At 42.0% G+C, this 21,617-nt stretch carries 19 protein-coding genes; all 19 read right to left on the bottom strand.

The annotated features are described in order from the left end of the window. Positions 1-30 precede the first annotated feature (30 nt). Positions 31-339 carry a 30S ribosomal protein S10 gene (gene rpsJ / locus PVE40_RS02520; RefSeq protein ID WP_274730297.1) on the bottom strand — a complete coding sequence of 103 codons (309 nt, stop codon included), beginning with the start codon at positions 337-339 and terminating at the stop codon, positions 31-33. A 349-nt stretch (positions 340-688) separates the two neighbouring features. Further along, positions 689-1,696 carry an RnfABCDGE type electron transport complex subunit D gene (locus PVE40_RS02515; protein ID WP_274730296.1) on the bottom strand — a complete coding sequence of 336 codons (1,008 nt, stop codon included), beginning with the start codon at positions 1,694-1,696 and terminating at the stop codon, positions 689-691. A gap of 5 nt (positions 1,697-1,701) precedes the next feature. Continuing rightward, on the bottom strand, positions 1,702-3,024 hold the full coding sequence (rsxC, locus tag PVE40_RS02510) for an electron transport complex subunit RsxC (protein ID WP_274730295.1): 1,323 nt from the start codon (positions 3,022-3,024) through the stop codon (positions 1,702-1,704). A 138-nt stretch (positions 3,025-3,162) separates the two neighbouring features. Next, the gene (locus tag PVE40_RS02505; RefSeq protein WP_274730294.1) at positions 3,163-4,461 is read right to left on the bottom strand and encodes a mechanosensitive ion channel; all 1,299 of its coding nucleotides are present in this window, start codon (positions 4,459-4,461) and stop codon (positions 3,163-3,165) included. A gap of 101 nt (positions 4,462-4,562) precedes the next feature. Beyond that, entirely contained in the window at positions 4,563-5,528 is a 966-nt protein-coding gene (locus tag PVE40_RS02500; RefSeq protein ID WP_274730293.1) for a general stress protein, read from the bottom strand. Between the two features lie 76 nt (positions 5,529-5,604). Beyond that, complete coding sequence (locus PVE40_RS02495; protein ID WP_274730292.1) at positions 5,605-6,633, bottom strand: YsnF/AvaK domain-containing protein; 1,029 nt, start codon at positions 6,631-6,633, stop codon at positions 5,605-5,607. Positions 6,634-6,767: 134 nt separating this feature from the next. Then, complete coding sequence (locus tag PVE40_RS02490) at positions 6,768-7,448, bottom strand: general stress protein (protein ID WP_274730291.1); 681 nt, start codon at positions 7,446-7,448, stop codon at positions 6,768-6,770. A gap of 171 nt (positions 7,449-7,619) precedes the next feature. Next, positions 7,620-8,807, bottom strand: a complete 1,188-nt coding sequence (tuf, locus tag PVE40_RS02485; protein WP_274730290.1) for an elongation factor Tu — start codon at positions 8,805-8,807, stop codon at positions 7,620-7,622. 128 nt (positions 8,808-8,935) lie between these two features. Continuing rightward, the gene (fusA, locus tag PVE40_RS02480) at positions 8,936-11,038 is read right to left on the bottom strand and encodes an elongation factor G (RefSeq protein ID WP_274730289.1); all 2,103 of its coding nucleotides are present in this window, start codon (positions 11,036-11,038) and stop codon (positions 8,936-8,938) included. A gap of 98 nt (positions 11,039-11,136) precedes the next feature. Then, positions 11,137-11,607 (bottom strand): 30S ribosomal protein S7, encoded by a 471-nt coding sequence (gene rpsG, locus PVE40_RS02475; protein ID WP_274730288.1) that lies wholly within the window; start codon positions 11,605-11,607, stop codon positions 11,137-11,139. Between the two features lie 38 nt (positions 11,608-11,645). Further along, complete coding sequence (gene rpsL, locus PVE40_RS02470; RefSeq protein WP_274730287.1) at positions 11,646-12,065, bottom strand: 30S ribosomal protein S12; 420 nt, start codon at positions 12,063-12,065, stop codon at positions 11,646-11,648. A 288-nt stretch (positions 12,066-12,353) separates the two neighbouring features. Further along, on the bottom strand, positions 12,354-13,829 hold the full coding sequence (gene lysS, locus PVE40_RS02465) for a lysine--tRNA ligase (RefSeq protein WP_274730360.1): 1,476 nt from the start codon (positions 13,827-13,829) through the stop codon (positions 12,354-12,356). A 197-nt stretch (positions 13,830-14,026) separates the two neighbouring features. Beyond that, on the bottom strand, positions 14,027-14,938 hold the full coding sequence (locus PVE40_RS02460; protein WP_274730286.1) for a PLP-dependent cysteine synthase family protein: 912 nt from the start codon (positions 14,936-14,938) through the stop codon (positions 14,027-14,029). Positions 14,939-14,957: 19 nt separating this feature from the next. Continuing rightward, complete coding sequence (hslO, locus tag PVE40_RS02455) at positions 14,958-15,851, bottom strand: Hsp33 family molecular chaperone HslO (protein WP_274730285.1); 894 nt, start codon at positions 15,849-15,851, stop codon at positions 14,958-14,960. Positions 15,852-15,994: 143 nt separating this feature from the next. Continuing rightward, positions 15,995-18,136, bottom strand: coding sequence for an ATP-dependent zinc metalloprotease FtsH (ftsH, locus tag PVE40_RS02450; RefSeq protein ID WP_274730284.1), 2,142 nt, complete (start codon positions 18,134-18,136; stop codon positions 15,995-15,997). Between the two features lie 113 nt (positions 18,137-18,249). Further along, entirely contained in the window at positions 18,250-18,798 is a 549-nt protein-coding gene (hpt, locus tag PVE40_RS02445) for a hypoxanthine phosphoribosyltransferase (RefSeq protein WP_274730283.1), read from the bottom strand. Between the two features lie 9 nt (positions 18,799-18,807). Next, complete coding sequence (gene tilS, locus PVE40_RS02440; RefSeq protein ID WP_274730282.1) at positions 18,808-20,235, bottom strand: tRNA lysidine(34) synthetase TilS; 1,428 nt, start codon at positions 20,233-20,235, stop codon at positions 18,808-18,810. An 87-nt stretch (positions 20,236-20,322) separates the two neighbouring features. Continuing rightward, positions 20,323-20,799, bottom strand: a complete 477-nt coding sequence (locus PVE40_RS02435) for a S1 domain-containing RNA-binding protein (RefSeq protein ID WP_274730281.1) — start codon at positions 20,797-20,799, stop codon at positions 20,323-20,325. A gap of 94 nt (positions 20,800-20,893) precedes the next feature. Further along, complete coding sequence (locus PVE40_RS02430) at positions 20,894-21,310, bottom strand: FtsB family cell division protein (protein WP_274730280.1); 417 nt, start codon at positions 21,308-21,310, stop codon at positions 20,894-20,896. Between the last annotated feature and the right edge of the window lie 307 nt (positions 21,311-21,617).

Below are 21,617 nucleotides of genomic sequence, written 5' to 3'. Positions count from 1 at the left end.
ATAGTTTTTTTAATTTGGGTTAACAATGTATTATAGTTTGATTTCGATGTCTACGCCAGATGGTAGATCAAGTTTCATCAATGCATCAACTGTTTTGCTAGTTGGGTTGATGATGTCAATCAAACGTTTGTGAGTACGCATCTCGAATTGTTCACGAGAATCTTTGTACTTGTGTGGTGAGCGAATCACTGTGTAAACTTGTCTTTCAGTAGGCAATGGGATCGGACCTGAAACAGAAGCTCCTGTTCTCTTTGCGGTTTCTACGATCTTGTCTGCTGATTGATCCAGTGCACGGTGTTCATATGCTTTCAAACGGATACGAATCTTTTGTTTTGCCATTTTATTTCCCTCCTTCGTCATATGTAAATCATAAGACTAGCTCCACGAAAATTTTCCGGCCTCGCCCGCCGTGGCAAAGCGTCCGGGCGTGTCGCAACCTCTCGTTTCTTCACTATGGCACTCTATCACTAGAGCCCCTGCGCGTTTCTCTTTTGTAAAATTCGCACTTTATTAGTATACACAGTTCCTTTTGAAAATGCAAGTTATTTTCAAGAAAAAATATTTTTTTTGTTCTGTTTCTAACCCTATGTTATTCTGACAGAACTTTGCCGAAGAATCAAGCAATACAAGCCAAAAAAAGAGATTATTTCCTGCGTTCGAAATAATCTCTTCCTATTATATATCTTTTTTATTTTGTGGTAACTCGTTCACGGAGTGGGTTATTCTTCTCAATTCTTTTCCTGTGTCCGTAAATACGTGGTGCAAGATACCGGTCAGTGAGCGGTGCCAACGCGTTCATGATTAAAATGGAGAATCCCACTCCTCCGGGAAAGTCAGTTACGATCCGAAGAATTCCTGTAAGCAACCCTGCCCCTACCGCGAAGACTAATTTCCCATCAGGGGTAATGGGTTGTGAACTGTAGTCGGTCACCATATAAGTTGCCGCAAAGAATGCAGTTCCGCTAAGAACATGGGTCATGAAGTACTGAAAACTAAAGCCGCCGTAAATAGTCGTTACAAGCGCTAAAGCAGCGAGATAGAGAAGCGGTATAGTCGGAGGAATAATTTTTCTACCAATCAAATACAACATCCCGATTAAAATCATTACTTTAGATGTTTCTCCAACCGGTCCCCCTACTCCTACACCAATAAATAAATCCCACAACCCTGGCACTTCAGCTGCTACTTCACTTGTAAAGTTTCCAATATACTCTAACGGAGTGGCTGTTGAGACAAGATCTGGTCCTGGTAACACCCAATTTGTAATCCACGGGGAAAAGAATGCCTTTAACATTACCCGAGCAGCTACTGCCGGATTAAAGAGATTCCTGCCAATTCCACCTGGGAGTTGCTTCACAACTAAAATAGCGAACAAGCTCCCAATTACGACCGTCCATAAAGGTGCGGTGACCGGCAGGCTGAGTGCCAATAAATAACCGGTCACTACTGCACTCAAGTCTTTAATCGTACTTTTTCTGCGAGCTAGTTTTTGAAAAATGTATTCAGCTGCAACCGCAGTGACCATTCCCGTCCCAATCAGAAGGAGCACTCGCCAGCCGAAGAAATAGACGGCCGATGCTGTAGGAAACAGCAAAGCAATAATCACTTGTACCATAATCCACTGGGAGTTTGGTTTAGCATATAGATGCGGCGAAGGGTCTTTCTTCAGCTGGTTAACGTTTATTTGCTCACTCATTTCTCTCACCCCGCGTTCTTGGCTTTTATGGCTGCTTTCGCACCCCTGATGTTATCCAACAAAGGAATCTTAGATGGACAAATGAATGAACAGTTTCCGCATTCGATACAGTCCATCGCACCTAATCGTTCTGATTCCTCTATATCTCCTCGTTCATAAGCATTACTGATTAATATAGGTTGCAGGTTTACGGGACAAACGTTAATACACTCTGAGCAACGAATGCAGTCTGTCTGCTCTTCTCGTTCTGTCTCCTCAGGATGTAAAAAGGTAATGGCTGCAGTCCCCTTTGTTACAGGAACTTCTGCTGAAGCTAATGGTTTCCCCATCATGGGACCACCATGCAGCAGTTTTCCAGGCGGTGAGACAAATCCTTCACACTCTTCAATCAGAGCGTTAATGGGCGTACCGATTCGTACTCGCAAATTCTTCGCCTTGGCAACTGGATCTCCAGAGACCGTTGTGACTCGTTCTACAAGAGGCAGCCCATGATTCACTGCTTCATGAATGGCATGGGAGGTTCCAACATTCATCAGGAAGACTCTCACATCAGCTGGCAGTCCGCCAGCTGGTACTTCTCGACCCGTAATTTTTTCTATTAGAACTTTTTCTGCTCCTTGTGGATACATAGTGGGAAGGACAATCATTTCTATATCTGAATGATCCTCAATAGCGGCTTCTAGCGCCGCTTCACAGTCCGGGGTATCATCTTCCAAGGCAATATATATTCTCTTAGCTTTCAGGATTTCTTGAACAACCCTGGCGCCTTTTATAATTTCTTCTGCATGTTCAATCATGAGTCGATGATCACTGGTTGAATAGAGCTCACATTCAGCTCCATTCAGGATAATGGTATCAATTGGCTTCTTCGGGTTCGGTGATGCTTTCACAGCAGTTGGAAAGGTTGCTCCTCCCATTCCTACAATTCCAGCTTTACGGATAATCTCTAATTTCTCATCTGCTGATAACGTTTCCTTTTTTTCATACAGGGGGACTTCTTTTGTATCTTTATGGTCGTTACGGATGACAATGCAAGTACCGGGACCATTCATTGTGTCACGTTCGGAAATGGCGATTACTTCTCCAGAAACGGAAGAAATAATATTTGCAGAGATGCCATCTTTCCCTTTTCCAATCAGCGTTCCCATCTTTACTTGGTCGCCTACATCAACCACAGCTTCAGCTGGTGCACCGATATGCATACCTAAAGGAAATATAAGGACATCTGGAACTTTTGCTGTTTCGATGGGAAGATGTTCGGTCCGGTCTTTTCGTTCTTCAGGAAAGCTCCCCTTCCTATTTTTCTTAAAACGAAATTTGAGCTGCATCTTTCTCACCCTTCCTTTTTAATTTTATTAAGCTCAATATTTGATTATCTATAGTTGAAGTATAACGAAACGATTATTATTCGTAAAGAAAAATCCCATCAGATTCTCATCTGACGGGATTTATTTTTACTTTATTTTTTATAAGCCATTTGGATCTGTAGGATCGATTGCTTTTTCTGTTTCTGTTTTGTCACCAGTACCAACTTTATTAGATTCTTCCTCAATCTTCCGGTCGAATTTATCGAGTTGACGTTTAGCAAATTCTCTTCCGCCTAATCCAAATGCTAGAGCGAAGGCAACTGCTAGGCCACCGATAATAAACAAGAAGGCTGTATTCACAATGGAAGAAGCGAATTGCAGTTGATCCAATGTCATGAAAATCGCTAGGATGTAGAGAAGATACTTCACGACTTCACCTGTCATTGTGCTTCCAGTTGAGTCTTTAATGAAAGCAGATAGAGCATTTCCACCGAAAATCCCAAGTCCTAGAATAATTAAACCAATCAATACAGATGGAAGATATGCGATAATCGCAATTCCGATTTGATTTAAGATTTCTAAGTTCAAGGCATTCAATGCTTCTACTACGAAGAACACAACCACAACGGTTTGAACAATCTTAGCAATTACATTTGATAATCGTACTTGACTGCTTGGACCAGTGCTGAGGAACCGTGAATATTTGTTAATACCGGAATTTGCTAGCAATCCTTCCAGTAAATCACCAATTACTTTAGCGATTAATCCACCTGCAATCAATAAGATGATTGCTACAAGGATGTTCGGGATCGCTGCCAACACTTGATTCAATACGTTAACAATCGGTTCGGAAATCGAGCGGATTTGCAAGGTTTCCAGAGCCATCGTAATAACAGGAATCAAGATGAGAACGAAAACTGTATTCGCTAATACACGAGCAACTGTAAAGCGTTGTCCTTCGATTTGACTTACGGGAGTGTTTGTCTTTTCGTTATACTTCGTAAGGAAACGATCGATATTCATGGTTTCCAGTAAGTTTTGAACGAGTTCTTTGACAAACTTTGCGATAAAGTAGCCAATTGCTAAAATAACCGCTGCTCCAAATAATTTTGGAAGGAATGCCAAGAAAGAGTCAAACATGTTCGTAATTGGTGCAGCAATATTTGCCATTCCAATTTGAGCTAAAATACCTGGAATAAAGAAGAGCCAGATGAGATAGTAGAACACTTTACCAATCGATTCAATCATCCGATTTCCATCATCTGTCGTTGTAGCTACTCCCCATTTGGTTAACTTTTGATTGAAGTTCAGTGCTTGTAGCCCTTTAACAATCCCTTTCTTCACCACCGATGCAAGTACCCATGCCAGAACGACCAATAATAAAGCTCCTAAGAGACGCGGTAAAAAGGCTAAAAATGAAGTTAATAAGCCTTCCAATGAATTTGTAAATCCATTCATATTCTTTTCCTCCTCTGATCTTTAATCTGTATCCATTATACCGAAGGATTTGTTATATCAAAATGATTTGCACTTTTCATACAAATTTGTTCATTTACGTATTATGGACGACGGGTTACTTCATCAATTTCTGTGTCATCTGGGAAATTTAAGTCCCTAGCATGATCCAGTCCTGTTGTATGATTCGTCAAACGGTCACGATTAAGTGTGTCTTCCTCACTCATGGGAACATCCGGATTAGCAGGAATATCATCTGTTGGTCCAGATGTATCTGTTGTCGCAGAATCCCTTTCTTCATCTACCGACAAGGAAGCATCCATTCCTGTTACACCATCTCGGTCTAAGGTAGAGCCATCATCCTCTATGTCAGTTGGGTTAATGTTCTTCAAATCAGGGTTTGGTGTAAAGGCATTTTCTTCATTTGTAGGTTCAGTCTCCGTAGTGTTTTCATCCGGTACTTCTCCGTCTTTTCCGTATAAGCCTTCTGTTTGGAAGAAGTCACCGGTTTGTCCTGGTAAAATATCACTTGACTTCGCTGTACTTAAGTCATCCACTCCTGCTCCTTCTACCGGACTGGAGTTGCTTCCCGGACCAATTGTAACAGAAGAATCCGTTCCTTCTATATTCTCGCCATCACGATCCGATCCCAATAACGTCCCTTCTTCTGCCTCACTCATATAAGGTGTTGTAGCAGTTAAATCTCCGCTTGATTCGGTTTTATCATTCACCATAATTACAATATCTCCACGGTTTAATTCTTCTTGGTACGCGTAAAGGGGATCATGATTCGTTTCATAATCAGCGTCACCATATGTCTCCGGACGGTATTCATCAACTGTAAAAGCATCTTTTACCTTTTCCCAAAATGAACGATGATCTTCTGATTCGCCTACGACTGATGCTTCCTCATCTACCTCTGCTTCTACACTCGATGGGAGTCGATTAATTACCGCATCATTTGCTACTAGGAAAATGTCTTCTTCTGTATACCCTTCTTCTCTCAGTCGTTGAATGGCTCGTAACGCTTCTTCTTCACTTTGATACGTACCTTCTACATAACGTTTCATGTTGATATCCTCCTTTTGAAAAAAGCACCAGAAACTTCTCAGTCTCTGATGCTTTCGTTCAGCCTATTGAAGTGTATTAGAGTCGACGATCTAGCTCATCTGTAGGATCCATTGTTGTATCTGTTCCTTCTACATGGACATCTCCATCTGCATCCACATCTAACTCTTCTCTACGAACGGTATCAGAAACTCTCTTTTGCTCCGTTACTTCATCGCGGTGAATGTCTACTTCTTCCACAACTTCTGTATGTTTGGAGACGTCCACTTGCTCTTCCGTAATTGGAATCACAATTTCTTCTGTTTCATCCATATCAGAAATCGTTCCATCCGTTGTTTCCCCATCCATTACAGGACGTCGTTCGATGGTAATCTCTTCATGTCTAACCGGTACCTCTACCGTTTCTGTTTCTTCAACAACTCGTTTACCGATATGAACTTCTCCCGTTTGTACTTCTGTAGTGTCCACATCTAAACGTTCTTCTTTTAATTTCAATGTTTCATCATCGGTTAAAGTAGGCTCATCCATTACATCGTCTGTTAGAGCAACATCGTCTACCAGATCTGTATCATCATGATAGGTATCATCAACAAAATTTGGATCAGGTGTAGTCGTTAAATCTGGTTGAACCGGCATCACAGGATCCGCTACATCCAGTGTAGGATCTTGCATAACCGTTGTGTCATCAACGACGGTATCGTTAAATGGAGTTGTGCTGTAACCATCAGGATCAGCTGGTACAGCTGGTTCTGCATCTCCATCTACTAAAACGATAATATGCCCACGGTCGATGTCATCGCGGTAAGGAGCCAACAAATCTGCGTCGGCATCATAATCTGCATTATCATAACGAGAGTCATCATAATCATCCACCGTAAATGCGTCTTTGATCTTGTCCCATAGTGAACGATCATCGTCCCCATCTTCTCGAAGCTCCGTATCTGAGGTTACCTCTGCATCCATCGTGAAAGGAATGGTCTCGCGAACAGAAGTATTCGCTACAAGCGTAATATCATCACGTTCGTACCCTTCCCCATGCAATCTCTCTACGGCATACATTGCATCTGTGACATTCGAATAACTTCCTTCTACACGTTTGTTCATCATATCGTTGTTTCCTCCTTCAAAAGTTTGTAATTCGGAACTACTTCAGAACACCTACATTATAACGAGAAGAAATATGACAATCAAATAATCCACTCGATTTGTTCAAAAAAGTCAATACAACTTTGTAAGAACTTTTATTTATTGGTTCGTTCATCGTCCACTAAGTCCAATTCTTCTTGAAGTGGTACATTCACATCATTGACTGTTTGCTTGGTATCTTTTGATTCTAGGTGAACAGGCCCATCGATTTGTGTATCGTGTGGATGGGTTAAGTCTGCATCACGCATTTCTTGATGTGCTGCAGAGTTATGTTTCTCCATCATCGATTTCATTCTCTCTGAAGTGTCGCCGCCACTTGTTCCAGTGCCGAACGCTTCCTCAGTAGAACCAATTCTTCCTTCATTAATCACCGGATCGGCTGGTGTTGCTATTTCGCCTACCTCACTCGCTCGATTGGTTGCAGGAACTACATCATTATCTACTAAAACAACAATTTTTCCTTGTTCCACATCTTCATGATATTCCGTTACAGAATCAGAACTGGATGTTGCTTCCTGGCTTCTGTCATCGTTATCGAATGTGAATGCATCTTTCATTCTATCCCATAGAGATTGGTGACTATTGTCTACTTGGCCACTCACTTGTTCTTCTGTTTTAACTTCTGCATCGAGAGTGAAAGGAATGGTCTGCTTTACCGTATCATTTGCTACTACATAAATCGCATTCCTACCGTACCCTTGGTCACTCAAGTGATTAACCGCCCTTAAGGCGTCTTCCATATTCGTGTATATACCTTCTACTCGTTTGTTCATCATTTATTTCCTCCTTCAATTTGAGTTTCGGAAAACCTAGAACTACTTTTATTATAACGAGAACAAATGCTTCATACAAACAATAGCTGTTGTAGCTCCAGATACCGAACAGTTTAAAAAGAAAAAAGAGAGCGGAGTCCGCTCTCTTTTTTTGATTTATGATGTTAGGAAAGATTAAGCGTCGATTGTAGATACAACGCCGGATCCAACTGTACGTCCACCTTCACGAACAGAGAAACGAGTTCCTTCTTCGATCGCGATTGGTTGGATTAGTTCAACAACAAGTTTAACGTTGTCGCCAGGCATAACCATTTCAGTACCTTCTGGTAACTCGATAACACCAGTTACGTCAGTTGTACGGAAGTAGAATTGTGGGCGGTAGTTTGAGAAGAATGGAGTGTGACGTCCGCCTTCTTCTTTAGACAATACGTAAACTTCTGCTGTAAATTTAGTATGTGGAGTGATTGTTCCTGGTTTAGAAAGAACTTGTCCACGTTGGATGTCTTCACGAGTAACACCACGTAGCAAAGTACCTACGTTGTCACCAGCTTCAGCGTAATCCAACAATTTACGGAACATTTCAACACCAGTAACAGTTGATTTACGAGTATCTTCAGTGATACCAACGATTTCTACTTCGTCACCAACTTTGATTTGTCCACGTTCAACACGACCAGTAGCAACTGTACCACGACCAGTGATTGAGAATACGTCCTCAACTGGCATCATGAATGGTTTGTCAGTGTCACGTGTTGGAGTTGGGATGTATGAGTCAACTGCATCCATCAATTCCATGATTTTTTCTTCGTACTCTTCAACGCCTTCTAGAGCTTTCAAAGCAGAACCTGCAATAACTGGAGTGTCATCGCCTGGGAAGTCGTATTCAGATAATAGATCACGAATTTCCATTTCTACTAATTCTAGCAATTCTTCGTCGTCAACCATGTCAACTTTGTTCATGAATACTACGATGTATGGAACACCAACGTTACGTGACAATAGGATATGTTCACGAGTTTGTGGCATTGGGCCATCAGCAGCAGATACTACTAAGATAGCTCCGTCCATTTGTGCAGCACCAGTGATCATGTTTTTAACATAGTCCGCGTGTCCTGGGCAGTCCACGTGTGCGTAGTGACGGTTTTCTGTTTGGTATTCAACGTGAGAAGTGTTAATTGTGATTCCACGTTCTCTTTCTTCAGGTGCGTTATCTACGGATGCATAGTCAACCGCTTCAGACAAACCTTTTTTAGACAATACTGTTGTAATTGCAGCTGTCAAAGTAGTTTTACCATGGTCAACGTGTCCGATTGTACCAACGTTAACGTGGGGTTTTGAACGATCAAATTTTTGTTTAGCCATTACTAAATTTCCTCCTCGTATTGAGTGTATATTTTTTTAGACTTTCTGCATCTACAGGAAGCGTCTATCGTAGTAAAGTATACCGATTCCGCTCCCGAAATGCAATATTCATCCTGTTAAGAATCTAATTATTCAGCGTTTTTACCGCTTTTTGAGATAATTTCTTCTTGAACAGATTTTGGAACTGCTTCATAGTGATCAAATGTCATTGTGAAAGTTCCGCGTCCTTGTGTAGCAGAACGAAGTGTTGTAGCGTATCCGAACATTTCAGATAAAGGAATCATACCTTTAACGATTTGTGCGTTACCACGAGCTTGCGTTCCTTCGATACGTCCGCGACGTGCGCTTACGTGTCCCATTACATCTCCCAAATATTCTTCAGGAACTGTAACTTCTACAGCCATCATTGGCTCAAGAATAGCTGGGTCAGCTTTCTTAGCAGCGTTACGCAATGCTAGGGAAGCAGCAACCTTAAATGCTGTTTCAGATGAGTCAACATCATGGTAAGAACCGTCATAAAGTCTTGCTTTCAAGTCCACTAATGGATAGCCTGCAAGAACACCGTTTTCCATAGCGTCTTTCAAACCTGCTTCAACTGCTGGTACGTATTCACGAGGAACAACCCCACCAACAATTCCGTTTTCGAATTCAAAGCCAGCGCCTTCTTCGTTAGGTGTGAATTCAATCCATACGTGACCGTATTGACCTTTACCACCTGATTGACGAACGAATTTACCTTCTGCTTCAACGCTCTTACGGAATGCTTCACGGTAAGATACTTGAGGAGCACCAACAGTAGCTTCCACTTTAAACTCACGTCTCAAGCGGTCTACGATGATGTCTAAGTGTAACTCACCCATACCTGCGATAACAGTTTGTCCAGTTTCTACGTTTGTAGAAGCACGGAAAGTTGGATCTTCTTCAGAAAGTTTTTGCAAAGCAATACCCATTTTATCTTGGTCAGCTTTTGATTTAGGCTCAATCGCAACTTCGATAACAGGCTCTGGGAAAATCATGGATTCAAGGATAATTGGGCGTTTTTCGTCACACAATGTATCACCTGTACCAGTGTCTTTCAAACCAACTGCTGCAGCAATATCTCCGGAGAATACTTCAGGAATTTCACTACGGCTGTTTGCGTGCATTTGCAGGATACGACCAACACGTTCACGTTTGCCTTTCGTTGCATTTTGGATGTATGAACCGGACTGTAAAGTACCAGAATATACACGGAAGAATGTTAGACGTCCAACGAATGGGTCTGTCATTACTTTAAATGCTAAAGCTGCAAATGGTTCTGTGTCGTCAGCATGGATTTCAAGGGTTTCTTCATTTTCAGTTCCTTCTGTTCCTGGAAGAATACCAGTAATAGGAGGTACGTCTGTTGGAGCTGGCATGTAGTCAATAACTGCATCCAACATCAACTGAACACCTTTGTTTTTGAAGGCAGAACCACAAAGAACTGGGTAGAATTCTACGTTACAAGTTGCTTTACGGATTGCTGCTTTCAATTCTGGAATTGTGATTTCTTCACCTTCAAGGTATTTCATCATCAATTCTTCATCGGTTTCAGCAACTGCTTCAATCAATTTTGTATTCCATTCTTCAGCTAGTTCACGATATTCAGCTGGAATTTCTTCCTCATGGTATTCTATACCATCATCTGTATCGTAAATTTCAGCTACCATTTCAACTAAGTCAATGATTCCTGTGAAAGTATCTTCAGAACCGATTGGCAATTGAATTGGATGAGCATTTGCTTGAAGACGTTCATGTAGTGTGCCTACGGAATATAGGAAGTCAGCACCAATTTTGTCCATTTTGTTAATGAAAACAACACGGGGAACACCGTATGTAGTAGCTTGACGCCATACTGTTTCGGTTTGTGGTTCAACCCCAGATTGAGCGTCTAGCAATGCTACAGCACCATCTAATACACGTAGGGAACGTTCTACTTCAACTGTGAAGTCTACGTGTCCTGGTGTATCGATGATGTTTACACGATGGTCTTTCCATTGAGCTGTTGTAGCAGCAGAAGTGATGGTAATCCCACGCTCTTGCTCTTGTTCCATCCAGTCCATTTGGGATGCACCTTCATGCGTTTCACCAATTTTATGGATTTTACCGGTATAGTACAAAATACGTTCAGTAGTCGTGGTTTTCCCAGCATCAATATGAGCCATGATCCCAATGTTTCTTGTTTTATCAAGAGAAAATTCTCTTTTTGCCATCTGCCTAATACACCTCTTTCTAGTTTGATGGTTCTATTTTATAGTGAAAGATTTGCCAGAGCAAACCTTTCCCTTTGATATACATAAGCAGGTGAATCTTACCAACGATAATGAGCAAATGCTCTGTTAGCGTCTGCCATTTTATGTACGTCTTCACGTTTCTTAACGGAAGCTCCTGTGTTGTTAGCAGCATCCATGATTTCTTTAGCAAGTCTTTCTTCCATTGTATCTTCTCCACGAAGACGGGAATAGTTAACCAACCAACGAAGAGCTAAAGCTGTACGGCGATCTGGACGAACTTCAATAGGTACTTGATAGTTTGAACCTCCAACACGACGAGCTTTTACTTCTAATACAGGCATGATGTTTTTCATTGCTTGTTCATATACTTCTAATGGTTCATTACCAGTAGATTCTTTGATGATATCAAATGCGTTATATAAAATCGTTGCTGCTTTTCCGCGTTTGCCGTCAACCATTAAACGGTTAATGGTACGTGTTACCAATTTAGAATTGTAAATTGGATCTGGCATTACTTCGCGTTTTGCGACTGGACCTTTACGAGGCATTCTGACTCCTCCTTCCTTAAATCATAATTTTTAAGTTTTTATTTTTTAGCTTTTGGTTTTTTAGCACCATATTTTGAACGTCCTTGCATACGGCCGTTTACTCCAGCTGTATCCAAAGCTCCACGAACGATGTGGTAACGTACTCCAGGTAAGTCTTTCACACGTCCACCGCGGATAAGTACCACGCTGTGTTCTTGTAGGTTATGTCCGATACCAGGGATGTAAGCTGTCACTTCCAAAAGGTTAGACAAGCGTACACGAGCATACTTACGTAATGCCGAGTTAGGTTTCTTCGGAGTCATTGTACCAACACGCGTACATACACCACGTTTTTGAGGTGAGTTTGTGTTAGTTTGTGATTTTTTGAAGCTGTTATACCCTTTTCCCAAAGCAGGAGAGGCAGATTTTTCAACAGCAGATTTACGAGGTTTGCGAACTAATTGGTTAATTGTAGGCATTGATGTTCCTCCTTCCTTAACAGGTTTCTTCTTGGTCCACACATCCAGGTGGTCCATCTTTTGGCAAAAAATAATATAATCGTACAAATCGTCGATTATGGTAAGTGTGCACTTCATACAGTCAGTCAGCACGACTGAATTCTTATCAGGAAACTGTGTACAAAAGCACCTTTGAAAGAATACCATGAATAATTCGATTCGTCAATAGAAGTGAAGAAAAAATATTGTTTTTTAGAAAATAAAAGAGTGTAACAAAATGAAGAGCCGTTTTGTTACACTCTCCCAGTTTTATTCTTCGATGTTTCTCATTGTTGGGAACAGCAATACATCACGAATGGATTGGCTATCTGTTAACAACATAATCATCCGATCGATTCCGATTCCCAGTCCACCCGTTGGCGGCATACCGTATTCTAAAGCTTCTAGGAAATCTTCGTCAACGCCATGCGCTTCGTCATTTCCTTGTTCTTTTTCTTTTGCTTGTCCTTCAAAACGTTCCCTTTGGTCTACTGGATCAGTTAACTCCGTGAACGCATTTCCGTACTCTTTGCCCATGATGAAGAATTCGAAACGATCCGTAAAGCGAGGATCTTCTTCATTCTTTCTTGCTAATGGAGAGATTGCGGTTGGATGTCCGTAAATAAAGGTTGGTTGAACCAATGTATCTTCAACAAACATTTCGAAGAACTCATTGATTACGTGCCCGACTGTCATATGCTCTGTAACAGGCACCTTGTGTTCCTTCGCCAAGTTCCGTGCCGCTTCATCAGTCATTTCTTGCCAGAAGTCTACTCCGGTTTGTTCTTTAACTGCATCTACCATATGAACGCGAGCATATGGACTTGCCATATTTAACTCTTGTCCATCATAGCTGATTGTAGTTGTCCCTTTGATTCGCATCGTAATGGTCTCGAAGATTCCTTCTACCAGCTCCATTACATCATGATAATCTGTATAGGCAGTATACAGCTCCAACATTGTAAACTCTGGATTATGAGTTGTATCGATTCCTTCGTTACGGAATACACGGCCAATTTCATAAACCTTTTCCATTCCGCCGATTACCAAACGTTTGAGATGTAATTCCAAAGCAATCCGCATGTACAGTTCCATATCTAATGCATTATGGTGCGTGATAAATGGACGCGCAGTTGCCCCACCAGCCATGTTATGCAAGACAGGCGTTTCAACTTCTAAGTAGCCAAGTCCGTTTAAGTAAGCACGTAATTCGCTAAGAATCCGGCTGCGATCAACGAAACGGTCAAAACTTTCTTTGTTGCTGATTAGATCTAAGTAACGTTGGCGGTATTTCTGCTCTACATTCGTTAGTCCATGATATTTATCTGGAAGTGGGCGTAGTGCTTTTGTCAAATGTACGAATTGAGTCGGCTTAACGGTCACTTCACCTGTATTGGTCTTCATGATGGGACCTGTTACCCCAACGATGTCCCCTAAGTCGGCATGGTTAAAGATTTCATAATCCGTATCGCCTACGGTGTCTTTACGTACGTAAATTTGGATGCGGCCTTCGCTGTCTTGTAAGTGGGCGAAACCAACTTTCCCTTTTCCGCGTTTGGTGACAATCCGTCCGGCAACTGAAACGATGATTTCTTGTTCTTCTATTTCTTCTTTCGTCAACGCATCGTATGTTTCATGTAATTCTTTTGATAGATGAGTACGGTGGAAGCCACTGTGGAAAGGCTCTAATCCTTGCTCACGTAAATCCTGCATTTTCTCACGTCGAATGAGCATTTGGTCGTTCATTTCTAGAGAATGTTTCTCTTGACTCAATGAGGTCACTCCATTCTTTCCCTATATATATTTTATCTTATCTATCTTGCCAAGAATTGACGAAAAAAGCAAGAACTTCTCCGTTCTTTCTCATTTTCAAATCATTCTGGGCACCTAAAAAAGTGGGAAGTGATCGGCAATCGCCCTCTCCTTCCCACTCGATTCCATCTCTATTGGTTCACTAAATAACGTTCTCCATCATCGCCTGAAATCGTTACGACCGTCTTTCCTCGACCCAGACGTTTCGCAATTTCAATGGCTCCTACGATTGCTGCACCACTTGAAGTTCCAAGCAGCAATCCTTCTTCCTTCGCCAATCGGATCGCCATAGCGGCTGCTTCCTGTGAGGAAACTCGAACGACTCCGTTGTACAAGGTAACGTCTAGCGCTGGCGGGATAAATCCTGGGCTGATGCCTGGGATTTGATGTTCCCCAATCGTTCCACCACTCAACACCTGTGTTTCTTCTGGCTCTACTGCGTACAATTCCACATTCGGGTTCTCCGTCCGCAAAGCTCGGCCAACTCCCGTTAAGGTACCACCTGTTCCAACCGTCGCTACAAACGCATCCGGAGCTTCTCCGTCTAGGGCTTCGATAATTTCAGGACCTGTTGTGGCCTCATGGACCGCAGCATTTGCTTCATTACCGAATTGACGTAAGTAATAAAACCCTTCTTGCTTGCCTAATTCTTCCGCCTTCGCAATTGCGCCCGGCATTCCTTCGGCCCCAGGTGTTTCCACCACTTCAGCACCATAGGCACTCAGAAGAGAAAGAACGGATGGATGAGAGGCTTCCGGCATGACGAGAAGCGCTTGATATCCCTTAGCGGCTGCAAACATCGCTACCGCAACGCCTGCATTTCCGTCCGTTGCTTCTACTAAGGTATCCCCAACTTCTATCTCTCCTGATTCCTCTGCTACTTCGATGCTATTGAGTACGGTCCGAACTTTCGTGCTGCCACCAAAGTTTGTCGCTTCTAATTTCACATAAATATCTGCTGCTCCAGATGGAACTACTTTTCTTAATGGAATAAGAGGTGTTTCGCCGACCAATTCTGCAATGCTTGAAATCTTTTTCGCCATTCCGTTCCCTCCACTCTTTTTATCGCTTGCTTGATTCGCTGCTCATTACCAACTCTGTTAATTCTTCTTCTGAATAATGATATCTCTCGCCACAGAAATGACAAACGACTTCTGCTCCATGGTCCTCTTCAATCATTTCTTTCAGTTCATCTGTGCCGATTGCTGCCATGCCATCTTTGAAGCGGTCATGGGAACAGTCGCAGTGGAATTGAACCGGCATTTTTTCGATAAATTGAACATTTCCTTCACCTAATATACGTTCCAATACTGCTTCTGGCGTATTTCCTTCGTCCATGAAACGAGAAACTAAGGGCATATCCTGCAGGTTCTTTTCTACTATGCTGATGGTTTCATCCAAAGCATCCGGCATCACTTGAATCATGAATCCGCCCGCAACCTTGATTGAGTCATCGGTATCAACCAATACGCTCAACCCAACTGCTGAAGGAATCTGTTCCGAGTTGGCCATATAATACGTGAAGTCTTCGCCCAACTCACCGCTTACGATAGGTACTTGCCCGGAGAACGGTTCTTTTAATCCTAGGTCTTTAATGACTGTAAGAGTTCCTTCTGTACCTACTACACCACGTACATCTAATTTTCCTTTTTCATTCAAAGGTAAACTGATATGAGGATTGGCGATGTAAGCTTTAATATCCCCGCGTCCATTTGCATCGGCAACCATTCTTCCGCCGGGGCCATTTCCATTAATCATCACTGTCATTTTTTGTTCGTCTTTTAATCCGGTAGTAGCAATTAAAAGCGAACCTACCATCATTCTGCCTAACGCGGCTGATGCGGTATTCCAAGTATCATGGCGTCTTTGTGCCTCTGAAACAGTTTGTGTTGCATCCACGGCGTATACTCGAAATTGTCCACCGAAGGCTAATCCTTTTACTAAATAATCTGACATTCTATATCCTCCCAAAAGGTTCTCTGCTTTATTCACATCTTCATTTTACTATAGCTTTCGTTAAATCCAAACAATTCACATTTTCTCTTCCTTTGAAACAGAAAAGAGGCGGGAGCTATGTCCCGGCCTCTACTCTCTGCCTCTTATCTAGGAGGAAATTCGTCATCCTCATCATCAAATAATGAAGAATAAGAATCGTTTGTCTTTTCATCGTCATCTCGGTTGGAAGAGTCTCCGCCAGAAGCAAAGTCTTCTCCTTCTTCGTGATCACGTTTGTCTCGTTGAACTTTTTCAGCTTCCTTTTTCTCCAATGCACGTTTTGCATCTTCAAAAGAAGCAGCTTTTTCACTTGGATATTCGTCTTGTTCTGTTGCATTTTCGGCTGGCATTCTACCAGTTTCGAAAAGACTCTTGATCGTTTTCTCATCCAGTGTTTCAATTTCAAGTAATTTTTCTGCAATTAGGTTTAATTCAGCACGGCGTTCTTCAATAATTTGGTGTGCTTTATCATGAGCAGCACTCATAATCGAACGTACTTCTGAATCAATTTGATAAGCGATATTTTCTGAATAAGCACGCGTATTACCGTAATCTCGTCCAAGGAACACTTGGCGGTTTCCTTCATACTGTACCGTTCCTAGTTGTTCACTCATTCCGTATTCTGTTACCATGCTACGAACCAGAGCAGTTGCTTGTTCAAAGTCATTACTTGCTCCTGTCGTTTGAACGTTAAAGACGATTTCTTCTGCTACACGTCCACCCAGCAAACCAACTACTTGTTCGAACATTTCTTCCTTGGTCATCAAGAAGCGGTCTTCTTTCGGTAACATGATGGCATATCCGCCAGCACGTCCACGTGGGACAATAGTAACTTTATGCACAGTACGCGCATCACTTAAGACCATCCCAACCACCGTATGTCCAGCTTCGTGATAAGCAACCATTTCGCGTTCTTTCTTGCTGATGGCTTTATCTTTCTTCGCAGGTCCGGCGATTACACGGTCATGAGCTTCGTCGATATCTAATGCATCGATTTTGGTTTTGTCACGACGAGCAGCTACCAACGCAGCCTCGTTCAGTAAGTTTTCCAAATCAGCACCAGAGAAACCTGGTGTTTGTTGAGCAACTACTTTTAGATCTACATCTGTCGCTAACGGTTTGTTCCGCGCATGTACTTTCAGAATTGCTTCACGGCCTTTTACGTCAGGACGACCCACCAAAATTTGGCGGTCAAAACGACCTGGACGCAACAACGCTGGGTCTAATACATCTGAACGGTTCGTAGCAGCAATGACGATAATTCCTTCGTTACCGGAGAAACCATCCATTTCAACCAATAATTGGTTCAATGTTTGTTCACGCTCATCGTGTCCGCCGCCCATACCAGCACCACGTTGACGACCTACTGCATCAATCTCATCAATAAAGATAATAGCAGGAGCGCTCTTCTTCGCATTTTCAAACAAGTCACGTACACGACTTGCTCCGACTCCGACGAACATTTCGACGAACTCAGAACCAGAGATAGAGAAGAATGGTACTCCAGCTTCACCAGCTACCGCTTTCGCTAGCAAGGTTTTACCGGTTCCTGGAGGTCCTTCTAAAAGAACACCCGCTGGAATCCGTGCGCCTAAAGCAGTAAAGCGACGAGGATCTTTTAAGAACTCTACAACTTCAACTAACTCTTGTTTCTCTTCTTCTGCGCCTGCAACATCAGAGAAACGCACTTTTACATTCTTCTTCGATACATCTTCGGACTTGGTCTTACCGAAGTTCATTACATTTCTTCCGCCACCACTTTGGCCGCCGCCTTGTCCCATCATCATATACATGAAGAATACAAAAATGACAAGAGGTAAGACTGTGAATAACAAGCTAACCCATGCACCGGATTGGTCTTGTTCAAGAATCGTTACTTTTGTATTGGATTCTTCTGATATCTCACCGATTTGAGCAAGTGTAGAGTCATTTGGCAATACTCTTGAACGGAAGGACTTCGTAGTTAAGTTTTGATCATCGAACAATAATAAGTCGTTCGTTTTAGACTCACTTTCAATGGTCCGCTCTTCTTGATACTCTCCGACGATTTCCCATACGCCTGCGCCAGGCTGCATGGTAAACTCGGCTACTTCATCATTATCTAACGCTTCAATGAATTCGGTAGTAGAGATGGTTTGACTAGATTGGTTTCCAACCCCACGCGTCATCATGGTAACTACAGCGATGACAGCAAGGAAGACAAGAATCCAAAAGCCACTGCTTTTAAGAAAATTATTTTTTTTCATTTGACCCTCCTGTCAGATATTCAACCATTTCGGCTTCTATCTTCCATTTCCTTCACATTGGATGTTTGTTTTTTTAATATCTTGACAATGATACCATATTTGACCAATTTTTACTAACTGTTATGCTTATAAATCTCTTCTTTTAAAACCCCAATGTACGGCAAGTTGCGGTACTTTTCGATATAGTCCAATCCATAACCAACTACGAATTCATTTGGTACGTGAATTCCTACATAATCAGCTTCTAAATCGACTGCACGACGTTCTTTTTTATCCATCAGCGTTACAATTTTGATGGATTTTGCTTTTCGATAATGGAAAATATCAATCAAATAGCTAAGCGTACGCCCTGTATCAATAATGTCCTCAACAATCAAAAGGTCTCGCCCTTCAACAGACGTGTCTAGGTCTTTAATGATTTTTACATCTCCGCTTGATTCAATGTCTTCTCCATAGCTGCTGACATCCATGAAATCTAGTTCCAAGTCGCAATCCATTGCGCGAGACAAGTCGGTCATAAACATAACTGCACCTTTTAAGACACAAATCACTAATGGATACTTGTCTTTGTACTCTTCTTTCAATTCTTGGCCTAGCTTCTTGGTTACTTCACGAATTTCTTCTTCTGAATACAATACTTCTTTAATATCTGGATGGATCATTTCGTCACCTCATTGATCTTCACTACCTCGTAGTAACAGGTAGCTCGATTTATTGTTTTTTTCTGCTTCAATTATTGTTTCTTCTGCTCTCGCCAAATGAACAGACGGAGCGACTCCTACTACCCACAAAATGGTTCCCGTCGCATCTTCTAACACCAAGGTCTGGTCGCGGACTTCTTGCGGCAGCTTCCGGTCTATGAAGAGTCGGGATACTTTCTTTGTGAAAGAAGCTTTTCGATTCAGTGAAATCCGGTCTCCTGCTCGCCACTTCCGAATGGATAGGGGCAGCTGGGAAGGGGTCATTCTTATATAATACGCTTCTTTGTGATGCGCACTATTTTCCACGTTCTTATCATTTATTGAAAACAAGCCTATTTTACCATTAAATGGCAATTCTAACCATTCATTTTGTGTGAGTTCTTGTTCAAAGTCAAGTTTTGTTTGTTGGGCCCTCTTTTTCGGTAAAAAGAAGAGTTTATCGTACCGTTTCCGTACGATACCCCCGGCAAATACTAGTTCACTTTGAGGGGATGAACTTTTAATCAAGTGCTGCAATTCCCTTATATGACTGCGTTGAAAGGAAACACCCTCTCGTTGCCATATCTGTTGCAAAAAATATCCTAGGACGAATCGTTGCACCACTTCTGTTTCCTCTTGGAAGGTAGAAATCGCTAAGGTCCACTTGCCAACCGAGCCAGTAAAGGAGCGATGATATGCCGCTTCTATTACCGGCATCGCTACTTCTAGCAAGTCATTCAAGTCTTCGGAGAACTCTTGAAAGTGCTTGGAGGCTTGCCTGTTCTCACTTTTTATAGGAGGCAAGAGATTTTGTCTAAATCGGTTCCTTGTGTACGTCATTTCTTGGTTTGTATGGTCTTCTCGAAAAGGCACGTCTCGTTTCTCACAGTACGTGTACAAAGACTCTTTTTCAAGATGCAGCAGCGGGCGAATCAATACACCGGTATGAAAGGGCCGTTTCTTTTGAATTCCTGCATACCCTTCTAAGGTACTGCCTCTGGTCAACCGCATCAAGATGGTTTCCATCTGATCGTCCGCATGATGGGCCGTTACCAATACCTTTGCATCCAATGCTTCCATTTGTTCAGCAAAAAAAGCATACCGAAACTGCCGAGCTGCTGATTCGATATTGGTAGCTGGATGGATGTCCGGTTCCCAGTGCTTCACAACGAACGGGACGTCTCGTGTGGAGCAGTACTCCTCCACAAACTGACAGTCTAAATTGGCTTCCTCCCGCAAATGATGATGCACATGTAAAGCAATAATTTGTGGTCGTTCTTCAGGAGTTAATTGCAAAAACAAATCAAGCAAAGCCATTGAATCAACACCACCAGATAACGCAAGGAGGACAACATCATCCCTTGCCCAATCATTGGTTTGTTGAAACGTTTTGATTACTTGGTTTACAATTTCCTCCATATCCTTTTCCCCCAGTTGAATAAAAAAGAGGCAGAACAAGTCGGCCTATGCCTCTATCGTTCAACCTCTTCTTCTTATCGTAGTGAATTAACTGCGTCGTCCGCCACGGCCGCCGCGTTTTCCTTCAGTATTGCGTTTTAATGAAGTTAAGCGGTCGTCACTCTCTTTTAAGAACGAGCTCATTAATGAATCAAAGGATTCTTTTTTTGTTTCTTGTTTGTGCGCAGGATGGTACTCTCTGCTCTTGTAGGCAGGTGCTGACTCGCGTGGAGCAGCGCTGCGGGGACTTGGTTTATAATCACGTTGAGGTCGGGAATCTTTTTCGGAGTTCTCTTGCGCTTTGCGAATCGATAATCCAATCTTCCCATCATCTGCAATAGATAATATTTTTACTTTAACTTCATCACCAACACTCAGGACTTCGCTAATATCTTTAATATAACGATCTGAAATTTCACTGATATGAACAAGTCCTGTCTTTTTATCACCTAAATCAATAAATGCTCCAAAATTTGTTATACCTGTTACTTTTCCTGATACAATGCTACCAACCTCAATTGACATAAAAAAAGTCTTCCTCCTTAAATTTTGTATGCTAATTATAGCATGGTATAAAAATTAAATACAGCTAGAAATCTTTAATTCTGGCGTTTTCATGTTATTCCTCTGCTGTTCTACTGCTGTTATCCTCTGGTAAACTGAAGATTATTTCTCCACTCTTGCTGAGGTAGTAGCGACTGCGGGCTAATTTAGCGATGTAATCATCATCTTGCAACAAGCCTACTGTAACTTCTAAATTTTGATTTTCAGCTGCCAGCTCTTTCTTTTCTGCCTTTGCCGTTTCAATCTTTGAATCCATCGCTTGAATCTCTGTAACGTTATCCACCACTTGTTTACCCATAGGAATAAGAACAAGCGCTCCTATAGCAACCAGGGTAAACATTCGACGCTTCGTTTTCTTGTCGATATCTTGTTTCATTTTTTTCTTTAGTAATTCTGTTTCGGTATATTCGTTTTTGATGGTTGTTATATTTGTTGCGTGAATGGAATCATCGGTTGTATGCGTAAATCTCACGAGACTACCTCCTAGTTCAGTCGGCTTCACTTCTTGCTAACTTGAAACTTGCTTATCACAAGTATAGAAGAAAAAGATAAAAAAGTCACGGTGATTTCCGCAATTTACAGATAAATCATCCTGAATTATTCATACTCCTGAAATCTTCTTGAAAAATGTCTTTTTTAACGTTTAAGCATTCCGATTTTTTTGTATCACATTGATTTTACTAAATCGACCAGATATTTTGGGTTCACATCAGGCAACTTCGGGTTTGAGCCCTATTTTTGGGCGCAGGAACCCCTTGGGTTCCATCTGATTTTTTAAA

It is taken from the genome of Jeotgalibaca caeni (assembly GCF_028863945.1).
In the GTDB taxonomy this organism is placed as follows: Bacteria; Bacillota; Bacilli; order Lactobacillales; family Aerococcaceae; genus Jeotgalibaca; species Jeotgalibaca caeni.
This window is presented reverse-complemented; position numbering and strand designations above follow the sequence as displayed.